This is a genomic window from Suilimivivens sp., from assembly GCF_037359455.1.
In the GTDB taxonomy this organism is placed as follows: Bacteria; Bacillota; Clostridia; order Lachnospirales; family Lachnospiraceae; genus Suilimivivens; species Suilimivivens aceti.
The window spans coordinates 37,478-64,198 of the sequence record NZ_JAXXXI010000057.1 but is presented as its reverse complement, the minus strand read 5'-3'; the positions used below and the strand labels follow the sequence as shown (position 1 = coordinate 64,198).

The 26,721-nt window shown below is 45.0% G+C and carries 25 protein-coding genes; 4 read left to right on the top strand and 21 right to left on the bottom strand.

The genetic code is table 11. The annotated features are described in order from the left end of the window. Positions 1–115: 115 nt before the first annotated feature. The 17 genes from WJQ40_RS13045 to WJQ40_RS12965 all read right to left on the bottom strand — a co-directional run bounded on the left by WJQ40_RS13045 (position 116) and on the right by WJQ40_RS12965 (position 19,612). A complete protein-coding gene (locus WJQ40_RS13045; RefSeq protein ID WP_337540747.1) occupies positions 116–772 on the bottom strand; it encodes a hypothetical protein in 657 nt (218 codons plus the stop codon). A gap of 185 nt (positions 773–957) precedes the next feature. Beyond that, positions 958–2,160 carry a class I SAM-dependent rRNA methyltransferase gene (locus WJQ40_RS13040; protein ID WP_337540745.1) on the bottom strand — a complete coding sequence of 401 codons (1,203 nt, stop codon included), beginning with the start codon at positions 2,158–2,160 and terminating at the stop codon, positions 958–960. A gap of 50 nt (positions 2,161–2,210) precedes the next feature. Continuing rightward, positions 2,211–4,205, bottom strand: coding sequence for a TIM-barrel domain-containing protein (locus WJQ40_RS13035; RefSeq protein WP_337540743.1), 1,995 nt, complete (start codon positions 4,203–4,205; stop codon positions 2,211–2,213). A gap of 14 nt (positions 4,206–4,219) precedes the next feature. Further along, on the bottom strand, positions 4,220–5,056 hold the full coding sequence (locus WJQ40_RS13030) for a carbohydrate ABC transporter permease (RefSeq protein WP_337540742.1): 837 nt from the start codon (positions 5,054–5,056) through the stop codon (positions 4,220–4,222). Next, a complete protein-coding gene (locus WJQ40_RS13025) occupies positions 5,046–5,951 on the bottom strand; it encodes a sugar ABC transporter permease (RefSeq protein ID WP_337540739.1) in 906 nt (301 codons plus the stop codon). The genes WJQ40_RS13030 and WJQ40_RS13025 overlap by 11 nt, the downstream gene beginning before the upstream one ends. 79 nt (positions 5,952–6,030) lie before the next feature. Next, the gene (locus WJQ40_RS13020) at positions 6,031–7,365 is read right to left on the bottom strand and encodes a sugar ABC transporter substrate-binding protein (protein ID WP_337540736.1); all 1,335 of its coding nucleotides are present in this window, start codon (positions 7,363–7,365) and stop codon (positions 6,031–6,033) included. A 61-nt stretch (positions 7,366–7,426) separates the two neighbouring features. After that, positions 7,427–9,256: a TIM-barrel domain-containing protein gene (locus tag WJQ40_RS13015; RefSeq protein WP_337540734.1), complete on the bottom strand. Its 1,830-nt coding sequence runs from the start codon at positions 9,254–9,256 to the stop codon at positions 7,427–7,429. After that, complete coding sequence (locus WJQ40_RS13010; protein ID WP_337540733.1) at positions 9,253–10,284, bottom strand: LacI family DNA-binding transcriptional regulator; 1,032 nt, start codon at positions 10,282–10,284, stop codon at positions 9,253–9,255. Before WJQ40_RS13010 ends, WJQ40_RS13015 begins: the two co-directional genes overlap by 4 nt. Positions 10,285–10,491: 207 nt before the next feature. Further along, positions 10,492–11,268 carry a tryptophan synthase subunit alpha gene (gene trpA, locus WJQ40_RS13005; RefSeq protein WP_337540731.1) on the bottom strand — a complete coding sequence of 259 codons (777 nt, stop codon included), beginning with the start codon at positions 11,266–11,268 and terminating at the stop codon, positions 10,492–10,494. Then, positions 11,261–12,451 carry a tryptophan synthase subunit beta gene (gene trpB / locus WJQ40_RS13000; RefSeq protein WP_337540730.1) on the bottom strand — a complete coding sequence of 397 codons (1,191 nt, stop codon included), beginning with the start codon at positions 12,449–12,451 and terminating at the stop codon, positions 11,261–11,263. The genes trpA and trpB overlap by 8 nt, the downstream gene beginning before the upstream one ends. A gap of 3 nt (positions 12,452–12,454) precedes the next feature. After that, entirely contained in the window at positions 12,455–13,051 is a 597-nt protein-coding gene (locus WJQ40_RS12995) for a phosphoribosylanthranilate isomerase (protein ID WP_337540728.1), read from the bottom strand. Further along, positions 13,048–13,839, bottom strand: a complete 792-nt coding sequence (gene trpC, locus WJQ40_RS12990) for an indole-3-glycerol phosphate synthase TrpC (protein ID WP_337540727.1) — start codon at positions 13,837–13,839, stop codon at positions 13,048–13,050. Before trpC ends, WJQ40_RS12995 begins: the two co-directional genes overlap by 4 nt. Further along, positions 13,836–14,855, bottom strand: a complete 1,020-nt coding sequence (gene trpD, locus WJQ40_RS12985) for an anthranilate phosphoribosyltransferase (RefSeq protein ID WP_337540726.1) — start codon at positions 14,853–14,855, stop codon at positions 13,836–13,838. Before trpD ends, trpC begins: the two co-directional genes overlap by 4 nt. Before the next feature lie 29 nt (positions 14,856–14,884). Then, positions 14,885–15,457, bottom strand: a complete 573-nt coding sequence (locus tag WJQ40_RS12980; protein ID WP_337540723.1) for an aminodeoxychorismate/anthranilate synthase component II — start codon at positions 15,455–15,457, stop codon at positions 14,885–14,887. Beyond that, positions 15,454–16,917, bottom strand: coding sequence for an anthranilate synthase component I family protein (locus tag WJQ40_RS12975; protein ID WP_337540721.1), 1,464 nt, complete (start codon positions 16,915–16,917; stop codon positions 15,454–15,456). The genes WJQ40_RS12980 and WJQ40_RS12975 overlap by 4 nt, the downstream gene beginning before the upstream one ends. 360 nt (positions 16,918–17,277) lie before the next feature. Next, entirely contained in the window at positions 17,278–18,237 is a 960-nt protein-coding gene (locus WJQ40_RS12970; protein ID WP_337540719.1) for a D-2-hydroxyacid dehydrogenase, read from the bottom strand. A 25-nt stretch (positions 18,238–18,262) separates the two neighbouring features. Beyond that, the gene (locus tag WJQ40_RS12965; RefSeq protein ID WP_337540757.1) at positions 18,263–19,612 is read right to left on the bottom strand and encodes a glucose-6-phosphate isomerase; all 1,350 of its coding nucleotides are present in this window, start codon (positions 19,610–19,612) and stop codon (positions 18,263–18,265) included. Between the two features lie 367 nt (positions 19,613–19,979). Here WJQ40_RS12965 and WJQ40_RS12960 point away from each other — a divergent pair, with 367 nt between their 5' ends. Then, the gene (locus tag WJQ40_RS12960; protein ID WP_337540718.1) at positions 19,980–20,789 is read left to right on the top strand and encodes an Rpn family recombination-promoting nuclease/putative transposase; all 810 of its coding nucleotides are present in this window, start codon (positions 19,980–19,982) and stop codon (positions 20,787–20,789) included. A gap of 6 nt (positions 20,790–20,795) precedes the next feature. Here WJQ40_RS12960 and WJQ40_RS12955 read toward each other — a convergent pair whose 3' ends face one another. The 3 genes from WJQ40_RS12955 to WJQ40_RS12945 all read right to left on the bottom strand — a co-directional run bounded on the left by WJQ40_RS12955 (position 20,796) and on the right by WJQ40_RS12945 (position 22,995). Further along, positions 20,796–21,389, bottom strand: a complete 594-nt coding sequence (locus WJQ40_RS12955) for a TIGR01440 family protein (RefSeq protein WP_337540716.1) — start codon at positions 21,387–21,389, stop codon at positions 20,796–20,798. Positions 21,390–21,404: 15 nt separating this feature from the next. Then, positions 21,405–22,232 carry an HAD family hydrolase gene (locus tag WJQ40_RS12950; RefSeq protein ID WP_337540714.1) on the bottom strand — a complete coding sequence of 276 codons (828 nt, stop codon included), beginning with the start codon at positions 22,230–22,232 and terminating at the stop codon, positions 21,405–21,407. 109 nt (positions 22,233–22,341) lie between these two features. Further along, entirely contained in the window at positions 22,342–22,995 is a 654-nt protein-coding gene (locus WJQ40_RS12945; RefSeq protein WP_337540712.1) for a hypothetical protein, read from the bottom strand. A gap of 154 nt (positions 22,996–23,149) precedes the next feature. On the opposite strand from WJQ40_RS12945, the gene WJQ40_RS12940 reads away from it, so the two are divergent. Together WJQ40_RS12940 and WJQ40_RS12935 are read left to right on the top strand one after the other, a co-directional pair. Continuing rightward, a complete protein-coding gene (locus tag WJQ40_RS12940) occupies positions 23,150–23,398 on the top strand; it encodes a TIGR03905 family TSCPD domain-containing protein (RefSeq protein ID WP_118798513.1) in 249 nt (82 codons plus the stop codon). Between the two features lie 28 nt (positions 23,399–23,426). After that, positions 23,427–24,494: an undecaprenyldiphospho-muramoylpentapeptide beta-N-acetylglucosaminyltransferase gene (locus WJQ40_RS12935; protein ID WP_337540755.1), complete on the top strand. Its 1,068-nt coding sequence runs from the start codon at positions 23,427–23,429 to the stop codon at positions 24,492–24,494. A gap of 7 nt (positions 24,495–24,501) precedes the next feature. On the opposite strand, the gene WJQ40_RS12930 is transcribed toward WJQ40_RS12935, so the two are convergent. Next, positions 24,502–25,116 carry a DUF4358 domain-containing protein gene (locus tag WJQ40_RS12930; RefSeq protein WP_337540710.1) on the bottom strand — a complete coding sequence of 205 codons (615 nt, stop codon included), beginning with the start codon at positions 25,114–25,116 and terminating at the stop codon, positions 24,502–24,504. A gap of 107 nt (positions 25,117–25,223) precedes the next feature. On the opposite strand from WJQ40_RS12930, the gene WJQ40_RS12925 reads away from it, so the two are divergent. Next, the gene (locus tag WJQ40_RS12925; RefSeq protein ID WP_337540707.1) at positions 25,224–26,720 is read left to right on the top strand and encodes an MBOAT family O-acyltransferase; all 1,497 of its coding nucleotides are present in this window, start codon (positions 25,224–25,226) and stop codon (positions 26,718–26,720) included. The last annotated feature ends 1 nt before the right edge of the window (position 26,721 follow it).

Below are 26,721 nucleotides of genomic sequence, written 5' to 3'. Positions count from 1 at the left end.
AAGCTCCTATATAGTAGTTTATTAAAAACATACTATATAGGAGCTTTATTGTCAACAGTTTATATGTCCTAATAGGTAAATTCCGTTTTTTTCAATTCTCCAAACTTGAAGTTGTTTATCCAAAATGAAATGGAATAACCATATCAAGTAAAACTACAAGAACTATACTAATCGTTCCCATTAGCGCAGAACTCCTCAATGTGTCTCTCCTCAAAACAATAAGTCCAATAATAAAGACTATCACTTCTAAAACAGATTTTGCATTAAAATACCAGCATCCATATACAAAGCACATATTGAACAATACTGCCAAAATCAGCGCCGATAGTATAAGTGCCAGTTTGCTTTTCCCCCTTGCATACCCGCAGGCAAAAGACAATAATGGAGAAACAGCTGTAAATCCAAACCAAATCACCGCATAACTTCTTGGAAAAAATCCTGCAATATAGTTTGAATACAAATAGTAACTTGCAACCATACCAATAAAGAATGCAAAAACATTAATGCTTGCTCTTATTGCAGAATTGCTATAAATAGAAATACACAGTGCAATCAATATCCAGATTGCAAAACGCCCAAGAAAATTACCAATATCTAAAACTCCATTTATTGCCATAAGCACACTGGGAAGTTCAGCTTGACGAAAATCCAAAAATTTTGAAAAAGTCCCCAAAGCTATTCCAAGGAACAATACAGCTATAGTATTTATAATTTTTCTATTATTAGATATTGGTTTTTCTACATTCCTGATATCATTCAAAAACTTTATCATAATTACCCTCACAATTTCCGATTTGTTAATTTGTTTTATTATAACATATGTAAATCCCTTCACAATAAAAAAGAGCAACCGCATTTTCTCGATCACTCTCTGTTCATTACTTCCATGATAATAATATCATAGCTTCCTTTTCAAAAAAATCTCAATACCGTAGCCAAACCGCCACTTTCCAGTCATTACTTCTCGTCCACCACCTGAAAAATGTAGAATTTCAAATAGTATGACTCGTCTGCCGCCCAGAGGATCGGATGATCCGGAGCCTGTGTCCGGAATTCCACCTGGCGCAGTCTCTTGTGCACGTTACGGGCCGCCTGCCCGATCGTTTCTGTAAACAGCTCATAAGTCATGAAATGGGAGCAGGAACAGGTAGCAAGGAAGCCGCCGTCCTTTACCAGCTTCATGGCACGGAGATTGATCTCACGATAGCCCTTTATTGCATTCTTTACAGAATTACGGGACTTGGTGAAAGCTGGGGGATCCAGGATCACCACATCATACTTCTCTCCCTGCTTTTCAAGCTCCGGCAGCAGTTCAAATACATCCCTGCAGATGAACTTCGCTCTGTCCTGTACACCATTCAGCGCTGCATTCTTCGCAGCCTGTTCCACTGCCAGTTCCGATGCATCTACACCAGTAACCTCTTTTGCTCCGGCGATCGCCGCATTCAGGGCAAAGGAACCTGTATGGGTAAAGCAATCCAGGACTCTGGCATCCTTGCACAGCTTCTGGATCGCCAGACGGTTATATTTCTGATCCAGGAAAAATCCTGTCTTCTGTCCGTCCCTCACATCTACCAGATATTTCACACCATTCTCAACGATCTCAACATTGGTATCAAACTCTTCAGAAAGGAAGCCTTTCACCCGTTCCATGCCTTCATTCAGCCTTACCTTTGCATCACTTCTCTCGTAGACACCACGGATCCTTATGCCATCCTTCAGAAGCTCTTCCTTTAACAGCTCCACGATCTCCAGCTTGAAACGGTCAATGCCAAGCGCAAGGGATTCCACTACAAGCACATCCAAAAACTTGTCGATCACAAGTCCCGGCAGAAAATCTGCTTCTCCGAAAATCACCCTGCAGCTTCCCGTATCAACAGTCTTCTTGCGGTACTCCCATGCCATTCTGACACGGTCCCTTAAGAATTCGTGGTCAATTTCCTGATTTACATTTCTAGTCATCAGGCGGATCCGTATTTTGGAATTCTGGTTGATAAAGCCTCTTCCCATAGGATAGCCGTCAAAATCATGTACTGTCACGATGCTTCCATTTTCAAAACGTCCCATGATGCTTTCGATCTCATTATCAAAAACCCACATACCACCGGCTTTCAGTGTACGGCCTTCTCCCTTTTTCAGTGTTACTATGGTTTCACTCATCTGCTTAACTCCCTTCCGCTGACAAAACCTGCTGCCAGCCTTCCGGTCATTTAACAGCTCAGCATACGGACATGTGACTCTATATTAAAGTCTTTGGTTTCTCCATCGTCCAGATAGTACTCATACGGTTTTATCTCTTCTCCAAAAGAATACAGCGTCAGGTCTTCAAAATCAACATCTTCTACACACTTTCCACCCTTTGCTACCGGGAAAAGATATCCTTCTCTCAGGAAAATATTCACACTGTCCATCGGCATATCCACATAGGCAAAGCCTTTTTCGTAAACAATCCCCTCTGCAACGGTTCCTTTTCTGAAGATAAGCTGCTTCATTCTCTCCGGGAAATATACCACTCTGCCGGAAGCATTCTGCTCACAGACCGGAGCAATCATAATATTTTCCCCGATCAGAAGCTGATCCTCCACCTGTCCTGCCAGTGCATCCCCTCCGTAAATAAAAGACAACGGGCTGAACATCATGGTATTTCGAAGTGCTGCTTTCATATATTCACTGTATATATAAGGAAGGATCTGATAACGCACACCGATCACATCCGCAAAGTCCTGCACATGGGAAAAACGGTAAACCTCCTGTCTTCTGGTCCCTCTTGCGGAGTGATTTCGAAGCAGAGGTGTAAATACAGCAAATTCAAGCCATCTTAACACCAGATCCTCTGTCGTATCTGCACCAAATCCACCGACATCTGCACCAGTGTAAAGGAAACCACACATATTAAGGGATGGCATCATTTTCACATTCATCTTCAGATGTGACCACCATGCCATATTATCCCCCTGCCAGATACCACCAGACCTGTGCATTCCGATATAGGATGCTCTGGAAAACAGCAGGATTCTCTTCTCCGGCACATAACGCTCAAACGCTTCCGCCGCAGATCTTGTCATATAGTAGCCAAACAGGTTATGCACCTTATCATGGCGGTAACGCTTTCCCTTATAATTATGATAAAAGGAAGCATAATCCTCCGGATTATTGGAGATCGTACCGATCAGATCCGTCATTTCAAAGAAGGTATTGACATCCAGATTGGCTGTTTTATATTCTTCCATCTTGTCAAAGACTTTTTTCAGACGTTTCTCAGAATAAAAGATTGCCGGCTCATTCATGTCATTCCAGAAGCCGTCAATTCCCTTATCGATCAGGATCCGGTACTTGTCGCCAAACCATTCTCTGGCCTCATCATTCAACATATCCGGGAAGCAGCACTTGCCAGGCCATACACCGATGACAAAGTCCTCGCCATCCTCATCCTTACAGAAATACCCCTTTTCTTTTCCTTCCTCATAGACATCATAGCCATCCTCTTTCTTCACACCGCCGTCTATGATCGGCACCAGATGGATCTTCTGCTCCTTCATTTCCTTTACCAGATCTTCGAAATCTGCAAAGGTATCCCGGTTAATGGTAAAGTCCTTGTACCGCTCCATATAGTCAATATCCAGATAAATACTGTCGATAGGGATATTTCTCTTTTTATATTCTGCTGCAACCTCTCTGACTTCATCTGCGGTATTGTAGCTCCAGCGGCTCTGTCCATAACCAAACGCCCAGCGGGGTGCAATATAGCTTCTTCCGATCAGCTCACGGAATTCCTTTACCACATCAGGATAGGATGCGCCTTCGATCAGATAAAGCTTGTAATCCCCATCCTCCATGGTGATACAGAGTTCATCGATATCTGTATAACCGGCATCAAAGGTGACCCTGCCTGGTGTGTCTACAAACAGACCGCAGGTTTTCTGCACGCCGTCACCGACCATGATAAAGTTATGTGCTCCATAAAGAGAGCTTGTATGCTCGCAGTGATTCGGATTGTCCGCACATTCACTCACATACCGCCAGCCTCTCTTATTCATGCCACGTACATTTTCGCCAAGACCGTAAATGATCTCATCCGGCCGGAGTGTATAGTGAAAAGAATTGCCCTCTTTTCTGAATATGCCGTCCTTCCATTCAGTTTCTGCAATATCCTTTACAACTGCATCTGTTTCAATGGGATTGCCAAAGCTGTATTTTTTTACCATAATTTCATCCCGGACTAGCCCTTTACGCCGCCAGCCATTAATCCTTCCTTAAAGTATTTTTGAGCAAGAGTATAAATAACAATAATCGGTATCATAGAAAGTAAACTTCCTGCCATTAAAATATTATACTCTGTACCATACTGTCCGTTCAAGCTGTTTAATGCCAGTGTCAGTGTCATTTTATTTTTATCATTCAGCATAAGTAATGGCCACAGATAGTCATTCCAGCTTTCCATAAAGGTAGTAATGGTCAGTGTTGCAATCGCTGATTTGGTAAGAGGAAGGATCACTGTCCTGTAAATCCTGAACAGACCTGCACCATCAAGCTGCGCAGCTTCCATGTAATCATTGGGGATTCCTCTCATCTGCTGTACCAACATGAATACTGCGAAAGCACGGAACAGCGATGGCAGGATCACACTGGGATAGGTATTGATCAGTCCCAGATTATTCATGATCACAAACAGCGGGATCATGGTCACCTGTGTGGGAATCATCATGGATGCCAGATATAACTTAAATACCACATTTGCGTAGGGAAACTGTATCTTGGTAAAAGCAAATGCCGCCATGGATGCTGAAAGGATCGTAACTACTGTGTAGCTGCAGGTGATCAGAAAGCTGTTCAGGATCGCCCTAAGGAACGGGAATCTTGAAAATACCATTTTATATCCATCCAGCGTAGGCTCCTTCGGAATCCACTCAACCGGAATCTGCATTAACGCTCCCTTACTTTTAAAGGAAGTGGAAAGCATCCAGAAAAACGGGATCATCACGATAATCGCAATCAGGCATGCCAGAACATAGTTCCATATAATTTTCAGCTTTTCTCCAAATTTATTATGATTCATAATGCACCCACTTATTTTGTAATTTCATCTGAACCAGCGTCAGAGCAAAAATGATAACAAACAGAAGCCATGAATATGCTGAAGCATATCCCATCTTAAAGTACTTGAATCCATAAGTATAAATTCTCTCTACCATAACCTGTGTTGCACCGTTTGGTCCACCCTCTGTCATGATCTGTACCTGTGGGAACAGCTGAAAAGCATTGATCAGTGCCATGATAATACAGAAAAACATGGATGGACTTAAGAGTGGCAGTGTAATGGAAAAAAACTGCTTCATTTTTCCTGCTCCATCCACTGTTGCAGCTTCATAATATCCGGTGTCGATCGCTTTTAAGCCCGATAAAAGAAACAAACCATAAAATCCCATATCCTTCCATACAGAAGCAAGCACGATCGCAGGCATTGCCCATACCTTATCTGTCAGCCATCCAGGTCCAGAAATACCAAGATATCCAAGCAGCTGGTTTAAAATTCCATACTGTGGACTTAATACCCATTTCCAGATCAGACTGGCTGCCACCCATGAAGTAAGCACCGGAATATAGTACATGACACGAAATACTGTGATTCCCTTCATATTTCTGTTCAAAATAGATGCAATCACAAGCGACATGACTAAAACCAGCGGAATATACAGCACGATATAGTAGCAGGTATGGCCAAGCACCTTCCAGAACTCATCTGTTCCCAGTATCTGTTTGTAATTATCCAGAAAAACAAAATTATCTGCCAGTGTCTTCCATGACAGTCTGTCCAACCCATTCCACCCTGTAAAGCTGATCACAATGGAGATCAGGATAGGCAGTAGGCTGAAAACGATCATTCCCACAAGACTTGGCAGCATAAAGGGAATTGCATTTCTGAAAGCTCTTTTTTCTTTCCTTTTACTCATATTTTTTCCTTACAAGACTCCTGGTAAACTGCCGCATGGCTTGCATGCAGCAGGTTACCTGTCTTTTCAAATTCTGCTTTTACTGTAATGAAATCTGTGCACTGCACTCTTCCTGTGCCTGATCCAGTGCTTCCTGTACTGTAATCTCTCCACCTGCTGCCAGACTCAGTTTACCGGTAATAATATCTGACATCAGTGAATAATCCTCTATAATAGGAGCAACTGTAAGATAATTTAAGGAATCAAATACAGCCTGACGGTTTTCCGGAGGTGTCAGCTTCAGGTATCCGGAAAGTACTTCTTCATTGCTGATTGCGGGAAGATCCCATCCAGCATCAATTCTCATCTGGGCTGATGTATCACTGGAAGCCAGCCAGTTGATCCATGTAGCAGCAGCTTCCTTCTTATCACTGTCTGCATTAACTACAAGTGCATTACTGAAGAAGTGGGTTGCTTTCTGCGTTCCACCCGGCTCTACACAGATATCCCAGTTAAAGTCGCATGCATCTGCAAAAGTATTGAATGCCCAGATACCTGTAGGAATCATGCCAAGTCTTCCGCTTTCAAACAGATCCCAGTCACCCATGCCTCCCATCTGTGCTTCTGTAGGCTGTACATTCGTATCTGTAACCTTACTGATCATCATGGTTGCTGCTTTCAGATTTTCTTCTGAATTAATAGTAAACTCTGTCTTATCTGCATTTAAGACACCTCCGCCATACTGGGCTGCCACCTTAAAAAATTCATTAAAGGTAATTGGCTGGTAAATGCCATAAATATCATCACCAAGCGCACTGATCTTCTCACAGGCATCCATGGCATCATCCCATGTCCAGTCGTCTGTTGGATAAGCAACTCCGGCCTGATCAAACAGGTCTTTATTATAAATTAGAACTACGTTTGAGAAATTTCCAGGAACACCGTACTGCTTGCCATTCACAGAAAACGCATTCAGTGCTGTTGCATTGTATCCACTGGTATCAATACCGGTCAGCTCTGCCAGGACTCCCTTATTTGCATAGGCAGCAAAATTTTCGATATTTAACTCATAACAGTCCGGTGCAGTACCGCCTGCTACTCTTGTCTGCATCTGTGTAAAATAATCATCATACCCGATTGTTTCAATATTTACTGTAATGTTGGGATACTCGTCATGAAAAGCCTCATACATTTTCTGAAGCGTTTCCTCATTTCCACCGGAAGCATTGAAATTCGCATAAGTAATTTCCACTGCTTCTTCAGTTGTCTCTGTTCCAGCCAGATCAACGGCTTCCTGAGCCTCTTCTGCTGAGGCTGTCTCTTCTGCAGCTGCTGTATTTTCAGAAGCTGCACTGTTATCTGTAGATCCGCATCCCGCAAGCAGTGATGCTGTTAATACGCCTGTTAATAAAAGTGAAATTAATTTTTTTCTCATAATTGTATGCTCTCCTTTTTCATTTTAAACGGTTAACCTCCCATGTTTCCCTGTATGAAATTCAGAATATGTCCTTTGTATCATCCCCCTTTACCATGATTGTTTTTCCATTATGATCCACAGGGATCATGGCATCTGCCTTTATATAAACCGGCAGTCTGGATTTTCTGTCTGATTCATGCCATTTCTTTCCTTCATAGCATCTGCCGGTAAAAAGATCATGCCATTTTCCTTCCGGCAGATATACCTTTCTGGATGTCTGATTCTCTTCCATAAAAGGAGCAACCAGCAGGCTGTCTCCAAACAGGTATTCATCCTCTATGTCTGTCACAGCTCTGTCAGCCTGATAATCAAATACAAGCGGCCGCATCATTGGTCTGCTCTCACGGACTGCAGTCTGTGCAGATTCATAAATATAGGGCAGTAACGCTTCCCTGAGCATATGCCAGTATCGCATTTCCTCGATAAATTCCGGCTTGTTATATGCCATTGCTATATTCCAGGGGCTTCTTTCATTATTGCCCTCAGCTCCCGGCATCAGTTCCCTGAACTGACCTCCATCCGGTTCTGAATGCCACTGCATAACCGGAGTAAATACTGCCATCTGGGTAGATCTTCTGTACAAGTCAAGACTGGGCAGCGGTCCCGCAAATCCCCCTATATCAAAGCTCCAGAAAAGAATCCCACTCATGGCAGATGAAAGAGCCGCCCGAAGTACATTCTTTAACTCATCATTGGTTGACTGGTGATCTCCTGCCCATAAGATAGGGGTTCCGGAAGCACCTGCATATCCGGCACGGCTGAACAATACCTGATCCTCTGTAATAAAGTGACTATACGCATTGATATAATCCTGACAGTACTGGTTCTTGCCCTCTTCTCCATCTGTTCCATCTGAAAATAATACATCTTTGGAATAAATGAACTCTCCGCCATCTGTTTTGAATCCATCCACGCCTATATCCGTCAGATACTGTCTCTTACGAAACCAGAATTCCCTTGTTTTTTCATTGGTAAAATCCGGTATGTAGGAGCCTTCAAACCAGTTTCCTTTCGGTATTTCATACGGTGTTCCATCCTTATTGAGAACTGCCAGTCCATGCTCTATGGCATATTCCTTATCAAGGTCAAGCTGCTCTGATGTTCTGTCAGGTTCCATTCCTTTAAATACCGGTATCTGCCAGAGTACCAGCTTCTTTCCTTTTTCATGAAGTTTTTCGATCATTCCTTTTGGATCCTTCCAGTAAGGACTGTTTCTGAAATCAAAATCCTCATAGCTGAATCCTTCTTTGGACTTCTCCGGCTTATATTCAGCTCCGTTCCAGATGTAAAAAGTCGCTTCATCACTCCATGCCTCCAGCACGATCACACTTGCAGGAAACCTATATTCTTCCAGCTCTGCAAGCAGCCTGTCTACATCTGCCTCACAGTTCCAGTGATTGGCCGATACCCAGATTCCAAATGCGTATCTTGGCGGCAGCTTAGGTTTCTGGAACAGACCCACATAATCCTGTATGATTTCTCCAATACTTCCAGTAAAAACAGTAACCTCTGCTTCTTTCGGGATCTCACATATAATTTCATCCTGCAGGGAAATCACTGTCTTTTTTCCGGTTTTGATATAAATACCAAGACCGGAATCTGTAATAAAAAACGGTGTCACGCAATAGCTGATATTTCCCTGATTACAGAACTTTTCAATTACCTGTGTCTCTACGGTCTTTCCTTTCTGATTAACAGAATCGAACTTTTCTCCAAGACCATACACACCCTGATATGGTACGTCGATCACAAGCTTTTCTGTTTCAGTCCGCCTGATCTGTGCATACAATCCGTTTCCCAACGGAATTCTCTTCTGATACCCCTGTCCTTTTATTATTTCAAAAATCATGTTGTCTCCACTCTTTTTCTGATACTTTGTCTTTCTATTAATTCTACCGGAAATACTTCTTCCACTTTTTCCATCTTGGGATTTTCTATATTCTCGATCAGTATTTCAACGGCACGCTCTCCCTTGGCTGATATGGGCTGTTTCACTGTCGTAAGTCCCGGCGTCGTGTACTTGGAGATATCAAGATCATCAAATCCTATAATGGATACCTCCTCCGGTACCCGGATGCCTTTTTCATAAAAACCCTTCATCAGGCCGATCGCCAGTACATCCGCTGTGGCAACGACTGCCGTAATATCTGCCTTCGTATCCGCAAACCAGTCAGCTGCCCGGACACCACTTTCATAATCCACAGTTGCTTCATACAGATTTTCACCAGAAAAAGTGAGTCCATTCTGCTCAAATGCCCGCAGGAAACCGCGATAACGTTTCTGCATAACACCATCTTCCTGTAGATGACCGGTCACCAGTCCAATCCTTCTGTGTCCCTGGCGGATCACATATTCTGTCGCCTGATAGGAACAGTCTTCGTCATCAATCCTCAGCTTATGAAAATAATCATATTTACAGTAACTGTCGATCAGCACAACCGGCACGTCCAGTGTTTTCAGTTCGCTGAAGAAACAATTCTGGTAGGTTCCAATGATGATCACCCCAGCCAGATTCCTTTCCTGGATCAGATGAAGGTAATCCTCTGTCACATCCGTAGCGGAAATAATAACATGATAGCCCCGCTGCCTTGCAGCATATTCGATGCTTCCCAGTAATTCACTGTAAAAAATATTATGGAACATCAGCTTGCTTCCCGGCTCTGTCTGGGGAACAACAACCCCAAGCAGCTTCGTATCCTTAACGGATAATCCACGGGCATTCAGATCCGGTACAAAACCAAGCTCATCTATCACTGCCAGTATTTTCTGTCTGGTTTCTTCTGATACTTTTTTCTTGCCGTTTAATACATAGGATACTGTGGCAACGGATACATTTGCTGCCGCTGCTACATCCCTGATGGTTACTCTGTTTTTCATATCTGCTCTTTTCATACATATGGGAATACGGTTTTGTTAACCGGTTAACTAAATTATATTCCATTTATGTCTGGTGTCAATCCGATTTCCATAAAAAAATACATTTTGTTTGAAATATACAAATTTCAGAATTATATTTTGGAACAATTTCCTATGACATAATAAATGCCCCGGAGGGTTCCGGGGCACTTACACATTTATTCAAATTTACAGTGCGTGAACCGCATCTGTCATGGACTTCACATATTCTCCGACAGGGCCTGCTGCCTCTTTCCCGTACTGGGCGATCAACTTCACGATCGCAGATCCTACGATCGCACCATCGGAAATACCGGCCATCTTTGCCGCCTGCTCCGGAGTGGAAATACCAAAGCCTACAGCACATGGTACGGAAGAATTTTCTCTTACCAGCTTCACGAGAGAGGAAATATCTGTTCGGATCTCGCTCCGCACACCGGTCACACCAAGGCTGGATACGATATAGATAAACCCTTCCGCCTCTCTGGCAATCATAGCCACTCGGTTTTCTGAGGTAGGTGCGATCAAAGAGATCAGCTCCACACCATATTTCTTACAGATATCTGAAAATTCTTCCTTTTCCTCATAAGGAAGATCCGGAAGGATCAGGCCATCGATTCCAATTTCTGCACAGGTGGAAATAAATTTATCTGCATCATAGGAAAATACCACGTTAGCATAGGTCATAAATACCATGGGAAGGGTGAGCTCTTTTCTCAGCTCCCGCACCATGTCAAAGATCTTGTCCGTTGTCACACCGCCGGTCAGTGCCCTTAAGTTTGCTCCCTGAATGACAGGACCTTCTGCAGTAGGATCAGAAAAAGGAATTCCAAACTCGATCAGGTCTGCACCATTTGCCGCCATACTCTTTACAACAGCCTTGGTGGTTTCCAGATCCGGATCTCCACAGGTAATAAATGGAATAAATGCTTTGCCTTTTGCAAATGCTTCTTTGATCTTACTCATTGATATCCTCCCCTCTGTAACGGGCGATGGCTGCACAGTCCTTGTCACCACGGCCGGAAATGGTAATTACCATAATTTTATCCTTATCATAGCTTCCTGCGATCTTCATGGCATGAGCCACTGCATGGGCGCTTTCGATCGCTGGGATAATGCCCTCGGTACGTGACAGATATTCAAAAGCGTTTACTGCTTCATCATCTGTTACCGGCACGTAGCTTGCCCTGCCGGTATCATGGAGCCATGCATGCTCCGGCCCGATCCCGGGATAATCAAGTCCTGCTGAGATCGAATAAACCGGGGCGATCTGTCCATATTTATCCTGGCAGAAATAGGATTTCATGCCATGAAAAATACCAGGCCGTCCGGTATTAATGGTTGCTGCTGTCTCGAAGGTATCGATTCCTCTTCCGGCAGCCTCACAGCCGATCAGTTCCACATTTTTATCTTCAATAAAGTGATAGAAGGTACCGATAGAATTGCTTCCGCCTCCCACACAGGCAAGCACAACATCCGGCAGCCGTCCTTCCTTTTCCATGATCTGCTGTTTGATTTCTTTGGAGATCACAGCCTGGAAGTCCCTGACCATGGTCGGGAAGGGATGGGGCCCCATAACAGAGCCAAGGCAGTAATGTGTATCATCCATCCTGCTGGTCCACTCTCTCATAGCCTCGGAAACAGCATCCTTCAGTGTCGCTGTACCGGTCTTTACCGGAATCACTTCCGCACCAAGGAGACGCATACGATATACGTTCAGTGCCTGACGCTTCGTATCCTCTTCACCCATGAAAACCACACACTCCATGCCAAGCAGAGTTGCTGCCGTAGCTGTGGCAACACCATGCTGCCCGGCACCTGTTTCAGCGATCAGTCTTGTTTTACCCATTTTTTTCGCCAGCAGAGCCTGACCAAGTACATTGTTGATCTTATGGGAACCGGTATGGTTCAGATCCTCTCTTTTCAGATAAATTTTGGCACCGCCCAGATCCTTTGTCATCTTTTCTGCATAATAAAGACGGCTGGGACGGCCTGCATAATCATTGAAAAGAGCAGTCAGCTCTCTGTTAAATTCCGGATCATCCTTATAATGGTTATACGCTTCTTCCAGCTCGATCACGGCATTCATCAGTGTTTCCGGAATATACTGACCACCATGTACGCCAAAGCGTCCTCTTGATTTTGACATCTGTTACCTCCTCACGGCATCCATAAATGCCTTCATTTTCTCATAATCTTTAAATCCATCTGTTTCCACTCCTGAGCTGACATCTACAGCATAAGGATGAAAACATTCTATTGCTTCTTTTACATTCTCAGGTGAAAGCCCGCCTGCCAGGAAAAACGGTTTCTCCTGCTCCTGAAAAAGTGACCAGTCAAAGGTTTCCCCGGTTCCTTTCCCATTGTCGAGCAGAGGATAATCTGCCGGAAAAGCAAAAGCTCTGTGGATATCCTCGCTGCTTCTGACTGCAAATGCCCGGATAATACAGTGATCACCGGCTCTTCTCAGTTCTTCAATATAAGCTTCGTCTTCCTGCCCGTGAAGCTGTGCGATCTGGATCGTTCCCGACTGAAGCAGCCGGATCACATTTTCTGCCGGTTCGTTGACAAATACACCAACCGCCGGAATTGCCGGATCCAGAAGGCTTCGAAGACGTGCCGCCTCTTCAAAGGTGACATACCGCATCTTCCCCTTCAGGAAAACAAATCCGATATAATCCGGCATCAGTTCATTGGCATAGCGGATATCCTGTTCCCTCCGAAGGCCGCATATTTTAATTTTTGTCATGACCGGATTCCTTTCAATGTATCAAGCATGGCTTTTTTATCCTGGGAACGCATCAACGTCTCCCCGATCAGCACACCATTCACACCGGCTTTCCGCAGTACACCAATATCCTCGGCTGTTTTGATCCCGCTCTCTGCTACGAAAAGAACAGAGGGAGGAACCAGACTGCGAAGCCTTTCGGAATTGTGGACATCTACTGTGAAATCCTTCAGATTTCTGTTGTTTACGCCAATGATCCTGGCTCCTGCCCGGAGCGCCATGGCTATTTCCTCTTCATCATGGGCTTCCACCAGTGCTGACAGACCAAGGCTGTCACAGATCCTGATGTACTCCCGGATCGTTTCCTCCGGAAGAAGTGCACAGATCAGAAGCACTGCGGATGCACCAAGAAGTCTTGCCTCGTAGATCATATATTCATCTACGGTAAAATCCTTCCGGATACAGGGAATGGAAACCGCTTCTGTGATCTCTTGCAGGTACCGGTCACTGCCAAGAAACCTCTTTGGCTCAGTCAGTACGGAAATACAGGATGCACCTGCTCTCTCGTATTCTCTTGCGATCTCCACATAGGGAAAATCTTCTGCGATCAGTCCTTTCGACGGGGATGCCTTCTTACATTCACAGATAAAACTGATATCGCCTTCTGCCAGTGCTTTTTCAAAAGGGAATCCGGAAAGAGGCTCCATAGCCAGTGCCTCCTTCTTTACCTCAGAAAGCGGCTTTTGCTTTTTGGCTTCCTCTACCCGCACCTTTGCATGCTCTGCAATGGTATGTAAAATGGATGTCATGAATTGCTCTCCTTAATAAATGCTTCCAGTGTTTCCAGTGCTTTGCCACTGTCGATCAGTTCTCCGGCAAGCCGGATGCCATCTGCAAAGCTCTCTGCCCTGCCGCCAATATAAAGGGCTGCACCGGCATTTAAAAGAACTGCATTTCTCCTTGGTCCTTTGTCCTCACCCTTCAGGATCGCACGTGTGATCTCTGCATTTTCTGCCGGTGTGCCGCCAAGCAGATCATCCTTTTTGCATGTTTTCATGCCAAATTCTTCAGGTGTAATGGTATAAGTCTGGTATTCTCCGTCTTTAAACTCGCAGATCAGAGTAGGGGAGCTTGCAGAAATCTCATCCAGCTTGTCGGTTCCATATACTACCATGCCTCTCTTTACACCAAGGCTTGTCAGTACTCTGGCAAGAGGCTCCACCAGTGACTCATCATAAACACCAAGAAGCTGCATATTGGGTGTTGCCGGGTTGGTCAGGGGGCCAAGGATATTGAATACGGTACGGATTCCAAGCTCCTTACGGATTGCACCAACATACTTCATGGAAGTGTGGTACTTCTGTGCAAAGAAGAAGCAGATACCCACCTTCTTAAGAAGCTCCACACATTTCTCCGGAGTCTGGTCAATATTTACACCCAGTGCTTCCAGGCAGTCTGCTGTTCCGCAGAGGGAGGAAGCTGCACGGTTTCCATGCTTGGCAACCTTCACGCCGCCTGCTGCGATCACAAGGGCAGAGGTTGTGGAAATATTGAAGCTGTGTGCATTATCACCACCGGTTCCTACGATCTCCAGCACATCCATATCGTGCTCAACCTTTAACGCATGCTCTCTCATAGCTGCTGCACAGCCTGCGATCTCATCGATCGTCTCTGCCTTGGTACTCTTGGTAGAAAGTGCTGCCAGAAAAGCAGCATTCTGTGTGGGGGAAGTCTTTCCGCTCATGACCTCGTTCATAACTGCATAGGCTTCGTCATAAGTCAGATCCTGTTTGTCAACAATTTTGATAATCGCTTCTTTAATCATGTTTTTCGTCCTTTCTCTTTCCTGTATTTTTATTTCTGAAGGTTTAAAAAGTTCTGAAGAATCACTCTGCCATCCGGCGTCAGGATTGATTCCGGATGAAACTGCAGTCCGTACACAGCTTTTTCCCTATGCTGGACTGCCATGACTTCGCCATCCTCTGTTTCTGCGATCACCTTAAGGCAGTCCGGGATCGTATCTCTGACTGCTGCAAGGGAATGATATCTGGCTACCGGGATCTTCTCATAAAGCCCCTTAAAAACAGGCGATGTGAGATCCAGCTCTGCCAGTGACTGCTTTCCGTGCATCAGCTCCTTTGCATAGGAAACTGTAGCTCCAAATGCCTTGCAGATCGCCTGGTGTCCAAGACACACTCCAAGGATCGGGATCTCCCCAGCCAGTTCCTTTACCACATCAATACAGATCCCTGCATCCTCCGGACTTCCCGGTCCCGGTGAAATGATGATGGAGGAAGGCTTCAACCTCCGGATTTCTCCCGGTGTGGATACATCATTCCGGATCACCTGGATATCCGGATCAATGGATCCCACGAGCTGAAACAGGTTATAGGAAAAGCTGTCATAATTATCAATTAAAAGGATCATTCCGTTACCTCCTTTGCCAGCTCCAGTGCCCTTACCACAGCCGTTGCCTTATTCAGACATTCCTGATACTCCTTTTCCGGAACAGAATCGGCTACAATGCCGGCTCCGCTCCGGATAAATACCTTATTATTTTTCTTGTAGGCAATCCGGATAGCGATACAGGTATCCAGGTTGCCAGTGAAATCTATATAACCAATGGCTCCGCCATAAATGCCTCTTTTATTGTTTTCCAGATCATTGATGAGCTGGCATGCCCGAAGCTTCGGCGCCCCGGAAAGTGTTCCTGCCGGAAGAATGGAATCGATCGCTGACAGGGCATCGCAGTCATCCCTGATCTCTCCCCGTACCGTTGATCCGATGTGCATAACGTGGGAATATCTTTCAATACAGTGATATTTCTCTACTTCAACGGATCCGAACCTGCTGATCTTTCCAATATCATTTCTTCCAAGATCTACCAGCATATTGTGCTCTGCCAGTTCCTTTTCATCGGCAAGCAGCTCCTTCTCCAGTCGGAGATCCTCTTCCTCTGTCTTTCCTCTTGGCCTCGTGCCTGCAAGCGGGAAGGTATGCAGTACACCATCCTCCAGCTTGACCAGAGTTTCCGGTGAAGCTCCTGCTACCTCCATATCGCTGCTGGAAAAATAAAACATATACGGTGAAGGATTTAACGTACGCAGGATCCGATAGGTATTTAAGAGACTGCCTTCAAATCCAGCTTCCAATCGGTTGGATAATACGATCTGGAAGATATCTCCTTCCTTGATATGGTGCTTTGCGTTTTCCACCATTTCGCAGTATTCCTCTTTCTGGAAAAGCGGAGTTACCGGTGTAGTGCAGTGTCCCGGGATATCTTCCTTTGGCTCACCGTTCTTGATCAGATCTGCCATACTGCAAAGCTCCAAAGAAGCTCTGTTATATTCTGTTTCCAGATGCTCCAGATCAATGTTGACCATCAGGATGATCTTCTGTCTGAAGTTGTCAAAGGCGATCACCTTGTCAAACAGCATCAGATCCACATCCTTAAAGCCTTCCGTATCCTCAGCATCCAGTCGCAGTGTCGGCTCTGCATACTTTAGATAATCATAGGAGAAGTAGCCTACCAGTCCGCCGGTAAAGGAAGGAAGGTAGTCAAACCTCGGACTCTTGTGATCTGCAACAACCTGTCTGATATAGCTTCCCGGATCCGTTGTTTCAAAGGTAAGGGATCCAATCTTCATCTGTCCGTTCAGGCAGGTGATCTCAAGACTCGGATCATATCCAAGGAAGGTATATCGGCCCCACTTCTCGTTGTCTGCAACAGATTCCAGCAGATAACAGTGATCTGAAACATTTTTCAGGATCTTAAGTACCTCTATGGGTGTTTTGATATCGGAAAGAATCTCCATGCTGACTGGTGCTGTTCTGTAGATTCCCTGTTTTCTGATTTCCTGTAAGTCATTGAGAGATGGTGTGATCATATGTCCTCCTGCTTCTTCCTTATGGCAATAAAAAAATCCCTGACAGAATCTATGATTCTGTCAAGGACGAATAAGCTTTACTACTATCCGCGGTGCCACCTTGATTTACAGCCTGCGCTGTACTCTTACGAGATACTAACATATCCCTGACAACTGACGTATGTCTCACGTTGCAGAATACTCGGCTCTTAAATATATGCCTTTCCCTGCACCCTCAGCGGTCCATTTGATGACTTGTTTTCCACCTGCTCTCAGCAATCACAGGCTCTCTGTAGGAGCATCATCACCGTTATCTCCGCTTCAACGGTTTCGGTGTTCTTAAATTTTCTTTATCATACTGCTTCTGTATGAAATTGTCAATTACAAATTCACAATATTTCTGTTCTCGCCGCTTAAGAAAGCTTTGATGTTTTCTGCAGTCTCGTTGACACATCTGATCCGTGCTTCTACACTGGCCCATGCCATATGCGGCGTAATGATCAGACGGCTGCTGTCCTGAATCCTGCTTAAAGGATTAGATTCCTTCATAGGCTCGGTACTTGTTACATCAAGTCCGGCTCCTGCAATCTCACCCTCCACCAGCGCTTCGTAAAGATCCTCATCACAGATGACGGGGCCTCTTGCCACATTAACCAGAACTGCAGATGATTTCATCTTTTTCAGTGCCTCTTTGTTGATCAGATGTCTTGTCAGATCACTTAACGGGCAGTGCAGGGAAAGAACATCAGATTCTGTAAGAAGAGTATCAAAATCCACTCTCTCATAATCGGTACAGCTGCTCTTTCCGGTTACAGAGTAAAAGATTACCCTGCATCCAAAAGCGGCTGCGATCTGGGCTACCTTTCTGCCGATATTTCCCATGCCGACAATACCCCATGTCTTTCCTGCAAGCTCAAAGAACGGAAGATCAAAGTTGGAAAAACGGCTCTGGGCTGCATAGGTTCCTGACTTTACATAGTCATCATAACGTTTTAATTTCTCCAGTACATACAGGCAGAGTGCAAAGGTGTGCTGTGCAACAGAATCGGTAGAATATCCTACGATATTGGCAACCTTGATCCCTCTGCTCCTGCAGTATGCAATATCCACATTGTCAAAGCCTGTGGCAAATTCACAGATCAGCTTTACATTCGGTGCATCCTTCAGGGTGCCTTCATTTAAGGGTACTTTATTAGCTACAATGATCTCTGCGTCATGGATACGCTCTACGACTTCATCCGCTACGGTATTTGGATAAACCACTGCTTCTCCAAGGGAAGTGATCCTCTCGATGGAAATGTCAGTCCCAACGCTGTTTCTTTCCAGTACTACAATCTTCATAATTTTTCTGTTCCTTTATCTGTTATTACAGTCTCTTTAACAGTTCTTCTCTCTGTGCCTCATAGCCGGGCTTGCCAAGAAGAGCAAACATATTCTTCTTATAGCTTTCCACACCAGGCTGGTTGAAAGGATTTACGCCAAGCAGATATCCGCTGACACCGCAGGCAAACTCAAAGAAGTAGAACAGCTCACCAAGATAGAACTCATTTACTTCAGGAACCTTTACCATAAGGTTGGGAACCTGTCCGTCTGTATGTGCAAGAATGGTTCCGTTCATAGCGCTCTTGTTTACAAAGTCAACGCTCTTTCCTGCCAGATAGTTAAGTCCATCCAGATCAACAGGCTCTTCCTGCAGTACGAGCTCTTCTCTGCTTGTTTCAATATTGATCACGGTCTCAAACATATTTCTGGAACCATCCTGAATGAACTGCCCCATGGAGTGAAGGTCTGTGGTAAGGTCTACACTTGCCGGGAAAATACCCTTCTGATCCTTGCCTTCGCTCTCACCGTAAAGCTGCTTCCACCACTCAGATACATAGTGAACGCTGGGTTCATAGTTTGCAAGGATTTCGATCTCCTTACCCTTTCTTAACAGAATATTACGGATTGCTGCATATTTCAGGGAATCGTTCTCTTCAAAAGGCGCATTTAATGCTGTTTCACGTCCTGCTCTGGCACCCTCCATCAGCTTGTCGATATCAGCACCGCTGACTGCGATCGGAAGAAGACCCACTGCGGTAAGTACAGAGAAACGTCCACCGATATCATCCGGAACAACGAAGGTCTCATAGCCCTCCTCTGTTGCAAGGTGCTTTAAGGATCCCTTTACTCTGTCAGTGGTTGCATAAATTCTCCTGGCAGCCTCTTCCTTGCCATACTTCTTCTCCATCATTTCCTTGAATACACGGAATGCAATGGCTGGCTCAGTTGTTGTACCTGACTTACTGATCATGTTGATGGAAAAATCCCTGTCTCCGATCACATCCATCAGATGTCTGATATAAGTAGAGCTGATAGAATTTCCTACGAAATAGATTTCAGGAGTCTTTCTGATCTCTTTGCTTACCACGTTATAGAAGCTGTGACGTAAGAACTCAACGGCTGCTCTGGCACCCAGGTAGGATCCGCCAATACCGATCACAAGCAGTACCTCGGAATCGCTCTGGATCTTGGCTGCTGCCTTCTTGATTCTTGCAAACTCATCCTTGTCATAATCTACCGGCAGATCGATCCATCCAAGGAAATCATTGCCTGCACCTGTCTTTGATACAAGCAGTTCCTTTGCATCTTCTGCCAGTTTCTTCATGGAATCAACTTCATGATCCTTAATGAAGGGAGCCGCTTTGGAATAGTCAAATGTTACTTTGCTCATAATATACACTCCTTTTATTATTATATTGATAAAACTTTCCCTTTAAATCTTTTCTAGTGTATCAGAGAATATCGATTTTTTCAAGATTTCTGCATTTTTACCGGACTGGCAGATTGCACAATACAAAATCTTGATCTCCTTCCGTTCTTTCCTACATCCTCTTGTATAAAAACTGTATATCTGACTGTTTATGCTTCCCGGTGCAGCAATTTTTTTCTACTTGCACGATATAGAGCTGGCTGATATACTGCATTCAACACAGAAGAATTATTTCAATTTCACTCTTGTTCCTTTTGGAACATCCTTCCGGTTTTCACCGGATATTTTCGCTTATTACTTTTCACACCATTCTAAGGAGGATCTTATTTTCATGTCTGACAATCAAAACAACTTCCAGCTCCCGGAACGTGGTGCTCTCACCATCCCTATGACCAATGACTACCTGTTCCGTGCTCTCCTGCAGCGAAACAACAGGGTACTTACCGGCCTCATTGCCTCGCTGCTCCACCTTTCTCCATCAGAAATTTCTTCCGTGGAGATTACGAATCCTATCGTACTTGGCGAATCCACCAGTGATAAGACCTTTTTCCTTGATATCCGGGTAGTTCTTAACCAGAATACCCTGATCAACCTGGAAATGCAGGTCATTAATGAACATAACTGGCCGGAGCGCTCCTTAAGCTACCTCTGCCGGGAATTTGATCAGCTTTCTGCTGGACAGAGCTACGAATCGGTGAAGCCTGCCATCCAGATCGGTCTTCTGAATTTCACACTGTTTCCAGAACATCCGGAATTTTATGCCACCTATAAACTTTTGAATGTAAAAAATCATACTGTTTATAGTGACAAACTGCAGCTGTCTGTGTTAGACTTAACGCAGATACACTTAGCAACTGATGAGGATAAGGCCTGTCATATCGACTTCTGGGCTTCCCTCTTCAAAGCCAGAACCTGGGAGGAACTGCATATGCTTTCTCAAAACAATGAATATTTAAAAGAAGCTTCAGAAACTGTCTATCATCTGACACAGGAGGAAAAGGTACGCCTGCAGTGCCAGGCCAGAGAAGATTACTACCGGAGAATGAAGGGCATTCAGGAGAAGATTGAGGCACAGGAAGAATTGCTTGCTCAAAAGGATGCTGAAATCGCTGCATTAAAGAAGCTGCTTGCAGAAAAATAGAGGCGCTTACAAAAGCGCCTCATCATATACTGCCCTGCTGCCACCTACGAACTTTGCCCGTGTTCTGGCACATACCAGATGAGCATTTCCGATCTGTTTCACTTCTATTCTTACGGGTACTGCCACAGGCTGCAGATGCATACCGATCAGGGTATCCCCGATATCCATACCTGCCTGTGCTGTGATCTTTTCTACTGCTACAGGCTCCTTAAACCGTTGATAGGCAGTAGTTCCAAAGGATCCGCCGGCCTTGGGCTTTGGTACGACATTTACTCTGGTCAGATGATCCCGTTTCATCAGTTCCTTTTCCACGATCACTGCACGGTTCAGATGCTCACAGCACTGTGCTGCCAGAAACAGCCCATGTGCCTGCGTTACCTCATAGATTCCTTCAAAAACCGCCTGTGCCGTCTCCACGCTGGAAAAGGTTCCGATCCGCTCTCCCACAATCTCACTGGAAGAACAGCCAACGATCAGAATATCACCCGGCTCTGTTTTCGCCTGCAGGAGCAGCTGCTCTGTTGCCCTGCCGGCTTCCTCTTTTACTTCCTCCAGAAAGGAAGCTGTCATTTTTCTGTCTGCCATCCCTTTTGCTGCCATATATCCGTTCCTCCTTCATTTACCAAGCAGCTGATAGATCCCTGCTGCCACACCATCTCTGTCATGATGGGGCACGACCATATCTGCCGCTTCCATAGCCAGCCCAGAAGCATTCCCTACGGCAATTCCAACGCCTGCCTCTTTCAGCATATCCGCGTCATTGTCCGCATCGCCAAAGGCTGCCACTTCCTCGATGGACAGGCCAAGCTGATCTGCAATAAATCTGACTCCATTGTGCTTTCCACTGTATAATGAAGAGATTTCTATAAGCTGTACTATTGAGGATGTAATGTAAATATCTGGAACCTCTTTTTCCAGAAGCGCCCAGATGGCTTCCTTGACATCCTCATTTTTCACGATAATATCCATGCTGTTCAGCTCTTCTTTATGGGAAAGCAGAAATGCCCTGATATCCGGCTCCATCTGTCTGGTTCTCTGAACATAATCAACCGCCTGTCTGGTCGCTCCAAAGCGTACCGGATCCTTCACATATTTCTCTCCGGCAAAGGCTTTTCCCCGGATAAAGCCTTCATATGTCACGTCACCTTTCTCTGTCAGTGAAAGAATCCTTTCCACACTTTCCGGTGAAAGACAGGAGCTCTTCAGACATTTCCCTGTGGAAATTTCATAAACCTCTGCCCCGTTACAGGTGACCGCATATTCAATTCCGGGAATCCCTGTCACTTCCCCGGGCAGAGAGGAAAAAGCACGTCCACTTGCTATGACCACGTGAACCCCCTTTTCAATAGCAAAGCATATCGCTTTTCTATTTTCTTCCGACAACATTCCCTGTGCATTTAATGTCGTTCTGTCCATATCCAGGGCAATACATTTTACAGACATGTGATGAGCCGCCTTTTCTTTTGTACTCTGCTCTAATAGTATAAAATCCTGCCCCAAAAGTCAAACACCCGGTCTGCTGCTTCTGCATATAAAATATATGTCAGCACTTCTATCCTATCAGTTCCCGTAGAAGCTCCTCCAGTTCATCCCTACGTATCTGTGACAGATCAAGCCTGTTCTCCTCCTGTACAAATTCTTCTGTATCTGCTGGCCGCTTCTCTTTTTCCCTGCTTTCTTCCTCCATCGTTTCCTGCAGTCTTGGCATCAGATGATTCTCCAGATAATCCGTAAGCTCTATTTTCAGGGCTTCCTTCCGTCCTGCTATATCTACCGCTCCAGAAAGTGTAAAATAGAGATAAAGCTCCAGTATACTGATCACATAATAGGGAATAATCTGAAACAGAGTCCCACCCGCTGAAAGACACCGGCAGACACAGATCCCTGTGACCAGTATGGAAAGCATCATCATCTGTCCTGCCATATTGCTTATCCTGTTCAGAGAAATCCCTGAAAAGGTGAGCTTTCTAATAAACCTGTCCACAAAAACGCCAGTATTGACTACCCTTCCGTTTAACTGACAACAATTGATATATTTCAGCCTGCACTGTTTCAACGGTCGGTTCTTAGTAGCTGCCATATTCTCTGTTTCCTCAAGGAGATGGGAAAGGATCACTCCCGGAACGATCTGGCATATAATACTACAGACAAAGAATAAGATGATCAGAAACAGTAACAGTTTATATTTCCATAATGAGTACAACATAACATTCCTCCTTAAAAATTCTTCTTCTATTATATAATTGCTGTCTGCAAAGCGGTGCATAAATGCATCACCATTTCTCGACAAATTCTTACATGCTACTTTAAAAATTGCAGATCATTGGGTATAATACTTTATCAGAAAGGTGGTACTTATTATGAAATATCAGACAAAAGGAACCTGTTCCACTTCTATTGATGTAGAGGTAGAGGACGGAATTATTAAATTTGTACAGTTCTATGGCGGCTGCAACGGAAATCTTCAGGGAATTTCCCACCTTGTAGAAGGTATGAAGATTGATGATGCCATCAGTAAGCTGAAGGGAATCCGCTGTGGTTTCAAACCAACCTCCTGTCCTGACCAGCTCGCCAGGGCACTGGAAGAGATCAAAAACGGCAATCAATAAACAGGAGGCTCTCATGAGCGATACAGAAATCAAAAAAATCGTGCTGACAGGCGGTGGAACCGCCGGGCACGTTACCCCCAATATTGCGCTGATTCCCCATCTGAAGGAGCTGGGTTATGAAATATCCTATATTGGCTCCTATGACGGAATTGAGAAGAAGCTGATCACAGATTTTAATATCCCTTACTATGGAATTGCGACCGGCAAGTTCAGGCGCTATCTGGATATGAAAAATCTGACTGACCCCTTCCGTGTCATCAAGGGCTTTGTACAGGCCAGAGATCATCTGAAGAGGATCCGTCCCGACATTGTCTTTTCCAAAGGCGGTTTCGTCAGCGTACCTGTCGTAAGGGCAGCTGCAACTCTGCACATTCCCTGTATCATCCATGAATCCGATATGACACCGGGCCTTGCCAATAAGCTGTGTATCCCGGTTGCCAAAAAGGTATGCTGCAACTTCCCGGAGACGGTATCTGCCCTTCCTGAAAGCAAAGCTGTCCTGACCGGCTCCCCGATCCGTGAGGAACTGCTGAAGGGTGATAAGGTTGCTGCTCTTGATATCTGCGGCTTTACAGCCAACAAGCCTGTCATCCTTGTAATAGGCGGAAGTCTTGGCGCCGCTTCCATCAACAAAACCGTACGGGACGCACTCCCGGAGCTGTTAAAGGATTTCCAGATCGTCCATATCTGCGGCAAGGATAAAATTGATAATATGCTGCTTCATACAGAAGGCTATGTGCAGTTTGAATATGTAAAGGCAGAGCTGAAGGATCTCTTTGCCCTTGCAGACGTAGTCATTTCCAGAGCCGGCGCCAATTCCATCTGTGAGCTGCTTGCCCTAAGGAAACCGAACCTCCTGATCCCCCTTCCTGCAGCCAGCAGCAGAGGTGACCAGATCCTCAATGCCAGATCCTTTGAAGCCCAGGGGTACAGCATGGTCATGAATGATGATGATCTTTCTCCTGCCCTTCTTACAGAAAAAATAACAGAGCTCTACTTTACAAGACAGACCTATATTGAGGCCATGAGCAGAAGCAATCAGCTCCATGCCATAAAAGCCATTACTGACCTGATCGAGGAAACCGTTAACCGCTGAAAAGCGGCTAATCCTCGAACAGGGCAATTTTTCTCTCCATCATATCGATCGCTCTCTCATTTTCTTCCTGACAGCGGCGTACCATTTCCTCCCGTCCGGAATCCTTCAGATCACTGATATTTGCTCCAAGCTGCACAAAGCAGACATAATTTCCAATAGTTTCAATTCGGGAGGCAAAGATCTTTGCCTCATCCATGGGCTGTTTTTCATAAATGTTCAGCAGAACCTCCCTGTAATCATTCAGATACGTTTCCACATCCTCCACATAGTCTTCCTTTGCCTTCACCAGTATAAGCATATCCACTCCTGCTTCAGAACGCTGGTATTCTGCCAGAAAGCAGTCGTACATACTTTCTGATATGCCGGTCCGTTCCGCGAATTCTTCCTCCGTAAGCATTGTATCTGGCCAGTAATCCTGCAAAAGGATCCCTTCCACACTGTCACGCAGCTCCATGACATCTGTGACGATCCTGTATTTACTGCCTGAAACCAGTGTATTTACCGCTTCACTCCCGGCTTCATCCTCTGCATAGGCCCGGCTGTCCTCTCCGGTATGATCCCTCTGACAGCCTATTGCCGTAACACCCAAAAACAAAAGTACCATGAACCAGTATTTACCCATTTTGTGTACCCTCTTTTCTTATTTCTTTCCGTTCACAGTATTTCCATGCATTAGACAAATTATGCCGGTCCATGCTATACTATAGCGAAGGTTCTGGAGGATATTTTATGCTTTTTAATTCCTATATATTTATCTTTATATTTTTGCCGCTCGTACTGGCTGGCTGGTACTTCCTGAATAGCAGAGGCTTCTATCAGACCGCCACCTGTTTTCTTGCCGCCATGTCACTCTGGTTCTACGGCTATTTTAACCCGTATTATCTGGGTATCATACTGGTCAGCATACTCGGCAATTATCTGCTCAGCTTCCTGCTCAGGTTTTCCAGGACAAAGCTGTCCGACCGCATTTTTCTTCTGGCAGGACTTGCCTTTAATCTGGGCTTTTTATTTTATTTCAAGTATTATGATTTCTTCTTTGAAAACATCAATACCGTTTTCCATACAAATGTGGCCATGCATAATATCCTGCTGCCTCTTGGTATCAGCTTTTTTACCTTCCAGCAGGTTTCCTTCATCGTAGACAGATGCCAGCATAAGGCTGAACATTATCCTTTCATTGATTACGTCACCTTTGTTACCTTTTTCCCACAGCTTGTTGCCGGTCCTATTGTTCTTTACAAAGAAATGATGCCGCAGTTTGCCGATAAACATCTTCGGAGCTTCAATCGGGAGAATTTTGCAAAAGGCATCGCCCTCTTTACTCTCGGACTTTCCAAAAAGGTACTGCTGGCAGACGTTCTTGCTCTCCCTGTAAATTACGGTTTTACCAACACTGCTTTTCTGGATTCGCCCTCTACACTCCTTGTGATCCTGGCATATACCTTCGAAATTTATTTTGATTTCAGCGGCTACAGTGATATGGCCATGGGCCTTGGTCTTCTGTTCAATATCAAGCTGCCGGTGAACTTCAATTCCCCTTACAAGGCCTGTACGGTCAAGGAACTGTGGCAGAGATGGCATATCACCCTATCCCGTTTCTTTATCCAGTATGTGTATATTCCCCTTGGTGGAAGCCGTAAGGGAAAGGTGCGGACCCTGATCAATACCTTCCTCGTGTTTTTCTTAAGCGGTCTGTGGCATGGCGCCAACTGGACCTATGTGGCATGGGGTTCCATGCAGGGACTTCTTGTGGTATTTGACAATCTGCATCTGATCGGTGTCAGAGGCAGCAACGAAAAAGAAAAAGCCAGATTTTATATTCCAAAATGGCTTGGTGTTTTCTTCACCTTTACCTTTTTCAATCTGTCCCTGTTCTTTTTCCGCAGCGACAGCATGACAAACGCCTTTACTATGTTCCGTAATCTTTTCTCCTTCCGTTCTACCGGATACCTGACAAAGATTGCAGCTCAGCTTGATATCCCTGAGTTTTACCTGATCAAACAGGCGATCAATCTGTTCCAGCCTTCCCTGCTGAACACTGCCTACCTGATCCTGTTTGTTCTGCTGCTTGTGATCAGTGCTGTTCTGATCAGCCGGAAAAATGCCCTGCAGCTCGTAGAGGAGAAATCCCTGACCGGAAAATTCTCTCTGGTGATCGTTGTTCTCTTCTGCTGGTGCATCATTTCCTTCTCTCAGGTCAGCACCTTTATTTACTTTAATTTTTAAA